This window comes from Acaryochloris sp. IP29b_bin.137 (assembly GCF_028285745.1).
Classification (GTDB): Bacteria; Cyanobacteriota; Cyanobacteriia; order Thermosynechococcales; family Thermosynechococcaceae; genus Acaryochloris.
On sequence record NZ_JANQOP010000204.1, the window covers coordinates 1 to 12,210 of the forward strand.

General features: G+C 42.5%; 8 protein-coding genes. 4 read left to right on the forward strand and 4 right to left on the reverse strand.

Annotated features, from left to right (window positions below; genetic code table 11):
- Positions 1-25: 25 nt before the first annotated feature.
- From urtC to Q0991_RS14575, 3 genes are read right to left on the reverse strand one after another with little or no spacing between them, the layout of a single operon-like run.
- On the reverse strand, positions 26-1,198 hold the full coding sequence (gene urtC / locus Q0991_RS14565; RefSeq protein ID WP_299489495.1) for an urea ABC transporter permease subunit UrtC: 1,173 nt from the start codon (positions 1,196-1,198) through the stop codon (positions 26-28).
- A 45-nt stretch (positions 1,199-1,243) separates the two neighbouring features.
- Positions 1,244-2,218: an urea ABC transporter permease subunit UrtB gene (gene urtB, locus Q0991_RS14570; RefSeq protein ID WP_299489496.1), complete on the reverse strand. Its 975-nt coding sequence runs from the start codon at positions 2,216-2,218 to the stop codon at positions 1,244-1,246.
- Between the two features lie 53 nt (positions 2,219-2,271).
- Positions 2,272-3,630, reverse strand: coding sequence for an ABC transporter substrate-binding protein (locus tag Q0991_RS14575; protein WP_366524964.1), 1,359 nt, complete (start codon positions 3,628-3,630; stop codon positions 2,272-2,274).
- A gap of 652 nt (positions 3,631-4,282) precedes the next feature.
- Between Q0991_RS14575 and Q0991_RS14580 the strand changes: the two genes are divergently transcribed.
- The 4 genes from Q0991_RS14580 (at position 4,283) to Q0991_RS14595 (ending at position 9,647) form a co-directional block, all read left to right on the forward strand.
- Positions 4,283-5,374 (forward strand): aliphatic amidase, encoded by a 1,092-nt coding sequence (locus Q0991_RS14580; RefSeq protein ID WP_299489498.1) that lies wholly within the window; start codon positions 4,283-4,285, stop codon positions 5,372-5,374.
- A 1,011-nt stretch (positions 5,375-6,385) separates the two neighbouring features.
- Entirely contained in the window at positions 6,386-7,600 is a 1,215-nt protein-coding gene (fmdA, locus tag Q0991_RS14585; RefSeq protein WP_299489499.1) for a formamidase, read from the forward strand.
- A 125-nt stretch (positions 7,601-7,725) separates the two neighbouring features.
- A complete protein-coding gene (locus Q0991_RS14590) occupies positions 7,726-8,001 on the forward strand; it encodes a zinc ribbon domain-containing protein (RefSeq protein ID WP_299489500.1) in 276 nt (91 codons plus the stop codon).
- 47 nt (positions 8,002-8,048) lie between these two features.
- Positions 8,049-9,647, forward strand: a complete 1,599-nt coding sequence (locus Q0991_RS14595) for a cation:proton antiporter (protein WP_299489501.1) — start codon at positions 8,049-8,051, stop codon at positions 9,645-9,647.
- Between the two features lie 115 nt (positions 9,648-9,762).
- Here the strand turns inward: Q0991_RS14595 and Q0991_RS14600 are convergent, their stop codons facing one another.
- Positions 9,763-12,186: a sucrose synthase gene (locus tag Q0991_RS14600; RefSeq protein ID WP_299489502.1), complete on the reverse strand. Its 2,424-nt coding sequence runs from the start codon at positions 12,184-12,186 to the stop codon at positions 9,763-9,765.
- Between the last annotated feature and the right edge of the window lie 24 nt (positions 12,187-12,210).

Below are 12,210 nucleotides of genomic sequence, written 5' to 3' on the forward strand. Positions count from 1 at the left end.
GCCGTCAAGAGCAAAAAGTGAGAGTTTATGACCAGCGACTTAAATCCCCTTTAAGGGGCTCTTCCAAGCCTCCGGTTTTACCGGAGGTGTTTGACTTCTTTGTCAATACCGACATGGGTATTGGCTTTAGCTTTGATAAGTTTTCCATTTTGGCTCGTTTTGGCAACAAACTCATTAATCCATTTGGCAGAAATAGAACAACAACTAACAGTAAAATTCCGACAATCAATTGCCAGTCTTGAGTTACTTTTTCAGCATAGTTTTGTACTTGGCCCAGTAAAATAGCAGCAACCAGAGCACCCACTAAGGTTCCTCTTCCGCCAATCGCTACCCAAATAACAACCTGAGTCCCAAAAGCAACCGCTAAGTAAACGGGTGAAATAAACCGATTTAAAGGAACAAAGAGACCACCAGCCATACCTGCTATGGCTGCAGATAAGGTCCAAATAAAGATCTTAAATTGAGCAACATCGTAGCCCAAAAAAGCAATACGTTTCTCATTCTCATTAATCGAGCGCAATATTAGTCCAAAATTTGATTGCGTTAGCCACCAACTCAAAGCCATGACAAAGGAGGTATAAGCCAAAATTAAAAAATATAACCCTATTGCAGAAACCTTGATACCAAACAAGGTCAGACTACTGACATCAGTAATCCCATTAGTGCCTCCGGTATACGCTTGCTGGCTGATAAAAAAAGTTGTTAGGGCGGAAGAGATTGCCAAAGTAATAATGGTGATATAAACGCCACTAACTTTCGATCGAAAAATAAAGTATCCAATGACATAGGCGAATAATGCCGGCACCGCAATAGTTGCGACTAAAGCCACAGGAAAATATTTTAAAGGGGCAATAAACCATGGCAGTTCCTCCAAGCCATTCCAAACCATAAAGTCAGGTAATTCCCCACCATAGGTATTAGAAGAAGCCGAAAGATTTAGCTTAAGATAATAAGCTGAAGCATAGCCACCCAAAGTGAAAAATACACCATGAGCAAAACTCAAAATTCCAGTAAATCCCCAAACTAGATCTAAAGAAATCCCCAATGTCCCAAATAGTAAAAGCTTTGACATTAAAGAAAGCTGAAAGCTATTCAAAGTGAAGGGTAATATGATAAAAATAGCTAGAAAAATACAACTAACAGCAACTATTTTTTTAGGAAATGTTGACTGTTTATACCCCATGACAATATTCGTCATGCCAAAACCTCTGATAGTTAATCTAAGCTTCTTGAATCAAGTGAACTATGCTCGTTTCTGAACTGTGAACAGACCTTCTGGTCGGTAACGAATAAGTACAATCACAGCCCCTAGCACAATGACTCTAGCTAGTGGATCATTGAGGATGAAAGCGATGATCGCATTCGCTTCACCAATCAACAAAGAGCCAGCTAAAATTCCGATCAGCTTATCTACTCCACCCGTTACGACAACCATCCAGGCATCCACTAAGTAATCTTGTCCCATAGGTGGGGCCACAGACTTGAGGGCCGAAATCACTGAACCCGCTACTCCTGCCAATCCGCAGCCATAGGCAAAAGTCCCCATGTCAACCAGTTTGGTATTCACTCCCAAACACTTTGCCATACCCCGGTTTTGGGTAACGGCTCTAATCTGTCTCCCCCATGAAGTTCCATAAAAAAGATATAGAGTGAGTCCTAATAGTGCTAAAGCGACTCCCACAATAAACAGACGGTAGTAGGAAATAGCAACCAGAGCTGCACCATTTTCATCTGAAAATAGGGGTAAATTGCCAGATAAGTAGGCAGGAGCTTTCACATACTTTAACTGGGCTGTAAAAATTAGCTTGACAACCCCTTGTAAAACAATACTCAACCCCCAAGTGGCCAATAGTGTTTCTAGAGGATGACCATAAAGCCGCCGAATGATGGTAACTTCTATGAATGCACCTATTAGAGCGGTTATCAAAAAAGCCACAGGAATCGTCATTAGCAGATCCATATCGAAGGCATCTTGAAACACAAAGGTGACATATGCTCCTAACATGATGAATTCACCATGGGCCAAGTTGATAATTCGCATAACCCCAAAGGTGATGGCTAGCCCCAATCCTGTTAGAAGCAAAATTCCTACAATCCCAATTCCATTAAGTGCCTGGTTAAGTAGGGTAAAAATATCGAAACTTTCCGCTGATGCTTCTTCCTGAGCTAGCAAAAAATAGGGTGATGAAAATATTGAAGAGAGTGAAAATTCCAACATAGAATTAATCCAACATACTGAAAAGGCGAAAGGTTTGATAGTGGTAACCCGAACTAAGATAGATACTTCGGTTCTAAATCTTTGCCTGTTTCAACCGTAGGATCTACCCGAGTATCAGGGGTAGGATGAACACAGGTTCTACCTTTGTAGAGTGTCTGACTCCATGCAATGGGTTTCACTGCAGCATCTGTAGAAAAGACAATTTCTGCTTGGCCATCCTCTTTCCATTTCCCAATTCTGGAATAAAGGTAGGTATGGTAATTATCCGGATCTATTTTGACCCGCCCTTGAGGTGCATTGAATTCCTGTCCTCTAGTTGCTTCGCGAATCGTTCCAGTATTGAGTTCTCCGCCTTCATCAAGAATTTTCTTCATGGCCTGAGCCATAAAGAAGGTCTGCAAGTAAGCCGCTTCCATCACACCATTGGTAACACGGTTTTTCCCAAACATTTCTTGGAACTGTTTCACAAAAAGTTTATTTTCAGGTGTATCTACGGTTTGAAAATAGTTAAAGCTCGTATAGTGACCTGATGAATATTCAGGTCCCATAGCCTGGATCTCTTCCTCAGTGGTTGGATAGGCCATAATTGGAATTTTATCTGCAGTAATCCCTGCATCCTTAAACTGTCGATAAAAGGCGGGGATACTATCTCCAACAAGATTACTTAAGACAAAATCAGGCTTAGCTGCTTTGATTTTGTTGATGATTGTAATAAATTCTGTCGTACCAAGAGCTGCGTACTCATCCCCCACTACTTTTCCACCAATTTTTTCTAGCTCTGCTTTAGCAATTCGATTACTTTCTTTGGGGTAGATGTAGTCGGAGCCAATAAAGAATCCTTTGGGGCCAAAATTCTTGTGGCAATAGGGAATGGAATCCGTGATTTGTTGATTGGGGGCTGCCCCAGTGTAGAAGACGTTTGAGCTACACTCATTTCCCTCGTAATAAACTGGGTAGTAGAGAATAGCATCCTTGTCTTCAAAAACAGGTAAGACTGATTTTCGGCTTGCTGATGTATAGCACCCCAGGATGCAGACGACCTTATCCTCATCGATAAGACGTTTGGACATTTGATTGTACAAATCCCAATTCGAGTCTGGATTGACAACAACCTTCTGGATCTTACGCCCCGCGATCCCTTCTCCATTCCCCTCCCAAGGACCTGTACCTGAGTTAATTTGTTCAATAGCTAAAAATGTGGCATCCTGTAGCGATTTTTCCACGATGGCAATTGTGCCCGTTGTGGAATACATAACGCCGACTTTGATTGGATTTTCTCCTAAGTCTGCAGAATCTTGTGTAGAGGCACCACTTGAACATGCAGCAACGATACCGGAGCCAACAGCTAATGAGCTGTACTGAATAAATTTTCGACGACTAATACCTACAGAGGATTTTTGAGAATTTGTCATAGTTTTAACAAACCAAAACAGGTATAAAACACAACAGTTTAGAAGCGAAACTCCTATGGATATAGTCAAGCGAAACCTCAATGTCCTTACTCTTAAAGACAAAGGATGTAAATCTTGAAAAACAAAAAATCCAATGGCGTTTTGCCCTATGCACTATTTATAGGCATATGCATAAATTGCTCAACCAATACAGATAAAACAAGTTATGCAGGTAGCAATATAATATCCTTATCTAAAAAGATTACTGTAGATTTAAATTGTTTTTGTTGTCTTGGATGCCAAGATATTAAAAAAGGTGAATCAGCGATTTGATTCGCATATGAGCTACATGCATATGTCATGAAAATATAATTTACAAGACTGCCTGCTCTTCTTATTACTAAGGCAAAAACCCTTGAGAAGACTAATATTTTAGATTTATCTAACTAAGCATGTCTAAGCAGTATTGTTCTTGTTAATACTGCTATTGATCAAACCAATAGCTTCACTATTAACTTACAGATACTTATAGATTAGTATTGGCTATTAAATGAATTCACTTAGTGAGAGAACTAGGTTCTTTCAATTCTTGTATCAGATATTGCTTTCTAATATATCTCTTATCGAAGAAGGCCTAAATACCTTGTGAATTCTAAAAAAATAGGAGACTCTGATGGCTTTTCATGGTGATATTTCTTCTAGTCAAGATTCTGTTGGTGTTGCAGTCGTTAACTACAAAATGCCAAGGTTACATACTCAAGATGAGGTGCTAGCCAATTGCAACAATATTTCTAAGGTCATAGACGGGATGAAGCTTGGTTTACCTGGTTTAGATCTGGTCATCTTCCCTGAGTATTCGACCCACGGCATTATGTATGACGCTCAAGAAATGATGGATACTGCTTCAACTATTCCTGGGCCTGAAACGGATATTTTTTCTAAAGCTTGTATACGGAATAAGGTTTGGGGCGTATTTTCACTAACTGGTGAGCGGCATGAAGAACATCCCCAGAAAGTCCCATACAATACGCTAATTCTAATGAATGACCGGGGGGAAATTGTTCAGAAGTACCGTAAAATTATGCCCTGGACCCCAATCGAAGGGTGGTATCCCGGTAATTGCACATATGTCATAGATGGGCCAAAAGGCTTAAAGATTAGCCTCATTATTTGTGATGATGGTAATTACCCTGAAATCTGGAGAGATTGTGTGATGAAGGGGGCAGAGTTAGTGATTCGTTGTCAAGGTTACATGTATCCTGCCAAGGAACAGCAAATCATTGTTTCGGAAGCAATGGCCTGGATGAACAACACTTACGTGGCTGTTGCTAATGCTGCTGGATTTGATGGTGTTTATAGTTACTTCGGACATTCTGCAATCGTGGGCTTTGATGGTCGGACCCTTGGAGAATGTGGTGAAGAAGAAAATGGTATTCAATATGCTGCACTATCAAAATTTGCGATTCGAGATTTTCGCGCACATGCCCAATCACAAAACCATCTCTTTAAGTTATTGCATCGAGGTTATACAGGCATGATCAACTCAGGGGATGGAAATAAAGGGATGATGGAATGTCCTTATGACTTCTACAGGGAATGGATTCTGGATCCTGAAAAAGCGAAGAAGAAGGTGGAGGAATTGACCCGATCAACAGTGGGAACTCAAGAATGTCCTATTGAAGGTATTCCTAATCAAACCTCCAAGATGCCAGACATCCCTGTTAAACAATCAGAACCCGTTACAGTAAGGCAGCCCGTTACTTAAGTGAAAAGTCTTGAAAAGAATACATGATTCCGGGCTAATGATATGTTGAGGTTAAGATCGTATTGGGTACCTCAACATATCATCAAAAGTTTGTGTTTCTTAACTTCACCCCAAAAATCAGAGTCAATGCTATCGCATAACTCTGATTTTTTCTGTAAGTCAATTTCTTGCTTTTAGAAATCACTCATTCGGTAGCATACTAAACATTATCAATATTTATTCATTGTATATTTATAGTTAGATTCACTCCAGCCTATGTTCTTCGTAGGCTTTTTCTTTTGCCATGTACAATATAGGCGATTCATGATGTTGTCTTTTTTGGTTTATTGATTTTCAAGAAAATGATTGAAAAGACTAAAATGGCATTGTTTTCATAGGTATCGACTTACTCAATCACCTAATTTATTATTCTGATTAACTCGATAAACAACGATCAATACCTATAGTCTACAAGCAAAGTTAAAATAATTTAATCTAGCTAATTCAGATAAATAAAGTAAATTTTTACACAAGAAAATTATATAGACATAAATATCATATCTAGATACTTGAATCCCAGAGCTGTCTCTAGGAAAGCATTTGGTAAACATGCCGACCTGAATATAATATTTTCAATTTTAAAGTCTATGTTTAATCGAACTGCATATAAAACTTTTTATTTATAATCCGAGCACCAAAAAACTTACAGAAGCAGTCAAATTTAAAATCAATACAGTTTCTTGTCTTAATCTTTGGCTAGTAGATATATAAATTAATCATATGTCTACTGTAATGGTAGTTTTGATAGTTGATATATGCATTAGATATCAAAAGAAGAATAAATACATCTCTAGGACAATAAATATTTTTATTAATCTTTAATTACTTGTATCTAATTTAACTTTTCACCAATAATCCCTATCTTAGCCTAGCAACCATATTCATTCTGAAATTGATATTTTGGGATCGGTCTGTAGATGAGTGGATACAAATATGTTTTCGTTCTTAACTGTTAATTAGGACTGCATCACTATGCCCGAAACTCTCTTCAAAATAGATCTAACAAAGCCAATGCATGAACAAGAGGTGCCCGGTCACAATCGATGGCATCCAGATATTCCTGCTGTTGTCTCTGTCAATCCAAGAGATATTTTTCGGATTGAATGTAAAGATTGGACCGATGGACAAATTGGAAACAACGATGACCCCAGCGATATTCGAGATGTTGAGCTGCAGGTTGTTCATGTTCTCAGTGGTCCCATTCACGTCAATGGCGCAGAGCCAGGAGATATTCTCGTTGTTGATTTGCTAGATATTGGGGCTTTGCCAGGAGATGAGTGGGGCTTTACAGGCATATTTGATCGCAATAACGGAGGTGGGTTCCTGACGGATCATTTTCCTGAAGCGGCAAAAGCCTGTTGGGATTTAGAAGGGATTTACACCAAAACTCGCCATATTCCTGGCGTTCGCTTTGCAGGGATTACCCACCCTGGTCTGATTGGTTGTGCGCCTTCCCAAGAACTTTTAGATACTTGGAATCACCGAGAACAATCGTTGGTTGATAAAGGGGACAGCGGTTGGGGACCACCTTGGAAACCGAAGATTCCTCCTTATGCAGCGTTACCTAACCCCAATTATGCAGTTCTAGGAAAACTAGGTAGCTATGCCAACCCAGGGCCTGATTTTGATCGGGTTGCAAATGAAGCTGCACGGACAGTTCCCCCAAGGGAACACGGCGGAAACTGTGATATTAAAAACCTGTCTAAGGGGTCTCGAATTTATTTTCCGGTTTACGTAGAAGGGGCCAAGCTCTCCATGGGGGACATTCATTTTTCTCAAGGAGATGGTGAGATTTCATTCTGTGGGGCAATTGAGATGTCAGGGTATCTCGATTTACACATCGATATTATCAAGGGCGGCATGGAGAAATACTCGATGATCAACCCCATCTTTAAACCAGGTCCAGTTGAGCCTCATTACTCCGAATATCTGATTTTTGAAGGAATTTCGGTGGATGAATTTTCAGGAGAACAATATTACCTGGATGCTCATGTGTCCTACCGTCGGGCTTGTTTAAATGCAATTAACTATTTAAAGAATTTTGGCTTTACAGGGGAACAAGCGTACTTATTACTGAGTTGTGCCCCTGTTGAAGGACGAGTCAGCGGCATTGTTGATGTCCCAAACGCCTGCTGTACCCTCGCCTTACCCACTGCCATTTTTGATCAAGATATCCTACCCACGTAAGATTAACCCGTTTTACCAACTCTCAACGACGTGCCTTTCTCCTCAACGATTGAGTGCTGTTGTTTTTGCAGCACTCAATCTTCTCTCATTTCACAATCCCTAATTTTCCAAGGAAAAAAAGTTAGATGCCTGTATATGATTATCGGTGTGACAACTGTGGTGAATTCGAAAAGTGGCTTCAAATCAGCGAGCTGGATTCACCCGTCCAGTGCTCAAGTTGTGATCAAGTCGCGAACCGACTCATTTCTGCGCCGAATATTAGTTTGAATAACGGTCGCTTTCCCCAGAATGATCAGACCCCACAGGTGGTTACTCGCAAACGGTCGGCCCCTCCTCGCCGTCTTGAGCAGGTTAGGGCTGGTCGCCCCTGGATGGTCAGCCATTCGCCCGCTAGGTATTAAGACCTCTCTTCCTGCATACTATTCGTCAGGAATAGACAGGGTCGGGGATGCTAGAAAGTACAATCTGGATTTTATTAGCTGGATTTGGGGCTGGACAGTGTGTCAAGCGTCTGGGAGCGCCAGGCCTAATCGGTATGATTTTGGTTGGCATCCTCCTAGGACCGGAAGGGCTGAATCGAATCAGTCCAGGAGTGTTTGCCAATGCCTCCGAGTTGCGGAAGTTCGCTGTTATGGTGATCTTGATGCGGGCTGGATTAGGACTCGATCGGGATAAACTCATTCAGCAGGGGAGCGTCGCTTTACGTTTGGGATTTCTACCTGCAATGTGTGAAGCGATCGCAATTGCAGTTACCGCGATGCTGTTATTTCAATTCAGCTGGACGACAGGGTTACTTTTGGGTTGCATCATCAGTGCAGAATCACCCGCTGTTATTGTCCCGGGAATGTTGCGATTAAAAAACTTGGGATGGGGGGTGGGTAAGGGAATTGCCGATGCCATTTTAACCGGCAGTGCATTATCGGATGTGTTGGTTCTGCTGGCCTTTAGCCTGCTGCTAAATTTTCATACCCCAGGAGCAAATCACTCCTGGGGCATCTCTTTACTCCCACTTCAAATTGCTCTCCAAATTGGGTTGGGTGTCTTGTGTGGTTACCTGGCAACTCGATTAACCACGCTCTTGATTAAAAGCACAGACTGGATCAATACCCTTATTCAAGAAGTCTTGGTCGTGGCCTGTTTAGCCCTTTTGCTAGTTATTGGTTCAGAATACTTACCCTACTTTTCCGGGTATCTGGCTGTTATGGCCTTCGGTTTTTTCCTGATTGAGCGTGATCCCCCTTTCGCTCGGCGGTTGCGAATTGGCTTTAATGCTCTTTGGAATATTGCTGAAATCATCCTGTTTGTCTTGATGGGAGCCAGTATTCAACTCAATATTTTGGGCCAATCATTTTTACCTGGATTCCTCTTACTGGTCATTGGTTTGATGGTAGGGCGGATGGTGGGCTGGACACTTTCAACGTTTAGAAGCAATTGGACATGGAAGGAACGGTTATTCCTCTTACCTGGAAACTCGGCAAAGGCCACGGTTCAGGCAGCGATTGGTGCGATTCCGCTCAGTCTCAACATAGAAGGGGGCGATATTATATTAGCTGTTGCAGCCCTGTCAATTTTAGTCACGGCCCCGCTTGGAGCATGGGCTATTCCTACATTTGCTCCAAAATTGCTGACACAAGATCCCGTTGATCCGACCAAAGTGATCATTGATCGCAAGACCGTATTAATGGCAGCAGTAGACACTTCAGATCTGGTTATCCCTGTTTTAACTAAGACGGCAGAAATCGCTCGGCGGAGCCATGCGAATGTTGTTGTGGTGCATGCCCTACAGGGAGACTCAACGACTGCACCCAAGACATTAGAAACTCAAATCCACCAATTATTATTAGATGTCCCTCATCAATTTGTTGTGGTTAAAGGGGCAGTGTCAGACTCATTATTAGCGACAGCTCATCAATACCAAGCTGATGAAATTATCATGGGAAAAAAGGGACATCGTCCTTGGCAACAGGTTTTTGTGGGCTCTGTCTCCCGGGCAGTATTGGCGACCAGTACCATACCTGTCCTACTGGTAGAGTCAGGCAGATCTTGAATTTCAACCAGCTATATTTGTGGGAGCCAATGTTCAGCTAAGGGGTGCCAGAATGTTCCATTGATGGTTTAGATGGCAGTAATGGCTTGGTCCTACTTATCCTCATATCTGTACTTTACGTACCCATATGCTTCGCCAACAGCTTTTTCGCCATAGGTTTGTATAGCAGGTAGAAAATGGTCTCAATGTATCTCAACATATCCTCTCTATTTTCTTTGGAAGAATAGTTCCAAAATCCATATATTTTGGCTAGGGATAGCAAGCGGCTAGTGTGAATTTTCCAAGTATAGGTACTGTATACCCGTTCGATGGCTTGCTCCGAAATTTGTTGCCAGTAGTCAGGATTGTCCTGACATTGGTGGGCGAACTCTAACAACTTGGCTGCAATTTCTTCATTGTGGGTGGGGTTGATATAAAAACCGTCAATGCCATCCCGAATGATCTCTAAGGGGCCGCCAAAACGGGTTGCAAATGTCGGAAGCCCCGAAATCATAGCTTCTAATACCGTTAACCCAAAGGCCTCAAATAGAGCAGGTTGGACAAAGATCCCTTGACGATCTGCAATGACTCGATAAACTTCACCCGAGTCTTGCTTCGGAAAGCGAACCCCTAACCAACGGATTTTTCCATGTAAGTTGTACTGATCAATAATGCGATACAATCGCTCGATTTCGCCAATTTCCTCATGATCAACGGACTCACTGGTTCTCAGTTTCCCCGCAACAAGAATTAGATTGTAGTGTTCTTGAAGTTGAGGATGTTGACCAAAGCATTCCGCCAAGCCAGTCAAATTTTTGATCCGATCCAAGCGAGCCATCGAAAACAGGGGTGGTTTATCCAGATCTTCCAACCGACCAAACACCTGCTCTGGATCTTCGAGGGTAAAGAGCAATTCTTCCAAGCGTTCGATGTCCCCTGGGGTTCTCTCTTGGCTGCTTGTATAGGGAAAATAGACACTTTCATTCACCCCAGGCGGAACAACATTAAATTTAGGACTGAACAATTCTGCCCCATAGACCACGTGGTACAAGTCAGGCATGGTGAAGGAGCGATAACTTTCATACTGGCCGATGGTGTCCGGCCGACCTGCGATTTCTTGATAGGTGCTGGTAATAATAAAATTGGCCGCATTCATGGCAATCAGGTCAGCCGTAAATTGCATGGAAAAATGATATTGCTCTTCCAAGTCTTGCCAATAGAGATTGCTAAACAGATACTTGGATTTTTCTAAGGCATGGGCCACATTACATTGCGTCACTCCAAGCCTGCGAGCCAGCAGGAACGCCACCAAATTCCCATCAGTATAGTTACCCACAATCAGATCTGGTAATCCTCGCAATTCTGCCAGCAACTCCCGTTCGGCATCAATGGCGTAGGTTTCCAGGTATGGCCAAATTTCAAATCGGGAAATCCAATTGTGAGTGTATTTCGGATTGAGATCGCGAAACGGAACGCGCAGAATCCAAACATTATCTGTGGCATGAACCTTTTCCAACCGCTGATTACATAGGGTGCCATCGCTATTGGGAATCAGTCGAGACAAAATAATCAGCTTGGGTTTGGCTTCTAGCGTATCGAGTCCGGCAAACTGTAAGTCCTCCTGAAGTTGTTTCTCTAAGCTTTTGGCTTGATCCAGCACATAAACCACTTGGCCGCCTGTATCCGGTCTGCCCAAAACCCCTTCCTGACCAAAGTAACCATGGATAGAAACCAGAACGATCTTGAAGATCATGGGAATTCTGGAAATGAATGCTTCCAACACCTGATCATCTGGAGAGTCAATCAGTTCATCGAGCATTTCTAAGGTCTCTAAAACCCGGGCGGCAGTGTTGCCCCAACCCGGTTCAAACCCAAGATCCTGAAAGTCAAATCTAAATTCGGTGTAGGATTGCTCTCCCGATAGCCCGCCGACAAAACTAATCGCCTGCTTTACCCGCTCAGAAAGCTGAACGGGGCTTTGAATTCTCTGATTGATCAGTAGTTGAGTACCGTTATGGGAATGAAGCTTGAGAAAGGAAAAGAGGGAAAAAAGCCACTGTTGCGGCCCTTCAAATAGCTTGCTGGATAAGTAGCGGTTCAAGTACTGAACGCCTCGCCCAATATTCTTGGGATCTCGGATCACAGGGGAATAGTCGTAGAAGGGGCGAAAGTCGATTTCGAGGATGTCACCTTCTTGGGGATGGTAGTGCCCTACAAAGCGATCGCGTAAATCCAGCAGCTCTGCAACCTGGATCTGCTCGTAAACCAACTCTCGCGGATCTAAGCGGTAGGCCTCTTCAGAGGCTATCTTGGGACGAATAATCAGATAGAGGTTTTCATCCTCGACCAGAATTTCCTGGGTGTAATAGATCAGTTTTTGCAGGCGCGAAGAAAGCTGAAATGCAGGGGTTTTCTGATATTTCTCACAGAATGTGTCAAATACGCTCAGGATATCGTTACGGAGTAAATAGCGTTCGGGCTGATTATGAACTTCGCTGGCGAACTGTCGCAAATCCGTTTTTTCATCACTATTTAGGACCGCTTGAATTAACTGAGACATACAGAGACTCCGGACGGGTGACCT

What these genes read in the sequence shown, in the direction of transcription:
- urtC (WP_299489495.1), bottom strand. Translation starts at nt 1,198, where the DNA reads ATGACGAATATTGTCATGGGGTATAAACAGTCAACATTTCCTAAAAAA.
- urtB (WP_299489496.1), bottom strand. Translation starts at nt 2,218, where the DNA reads ATGTTGGAATTTTCACTCTCTTCAATATTTTCATCACCCTATTTTTTG.
- Q0991_RS14575 (WP_366524964.1), bottom strand. Translation starts at nt 3,630, where the DNA reads ATGACAAATTCTCAAAAATCCTCTGTAGGTATTAGTCGTCGAAAATTT.
- Q0991_RS14580 (WP_299489498.1), top strand. Translation starts at nt 4,283, where the DNA reads ATGGCTTTTCATGGTGATATTTCTTCTAGTCAAGATTCTGTTGGTGTT.
- fmdA (WP_299489499.1), top strand. Translation starts at nt 6,386, where the DNA reads ATGCCCGAAACTCTCTTCAAAATAGATCTAACAAAGCCAATGCATGAA.
- Q0991_RS14590 (WP_299489500.1), top strand. Translation starts at nt 7,726, where the DNA reads ATGCCTGTATATGATTATCGGTGTGACAACTGTGGTGAATTCGAAAAG.
- Q0991_RS14595 (WP_299489501.1), top strand. Translation starts at nt 8,049, where the DNA reads ATGCTAGAAAGTACAATCTGGATTTTATTAGCTGGATTTGGGGCTGGA.
- Q0991_RS14600 (WP_299489502.1), bottom strand. Translation starts at nt 12,186, where the DNA reads ATGTCTCAGTTAATTCAAGCGGTCCTAAATAGTGATGAAAAAACGGAT.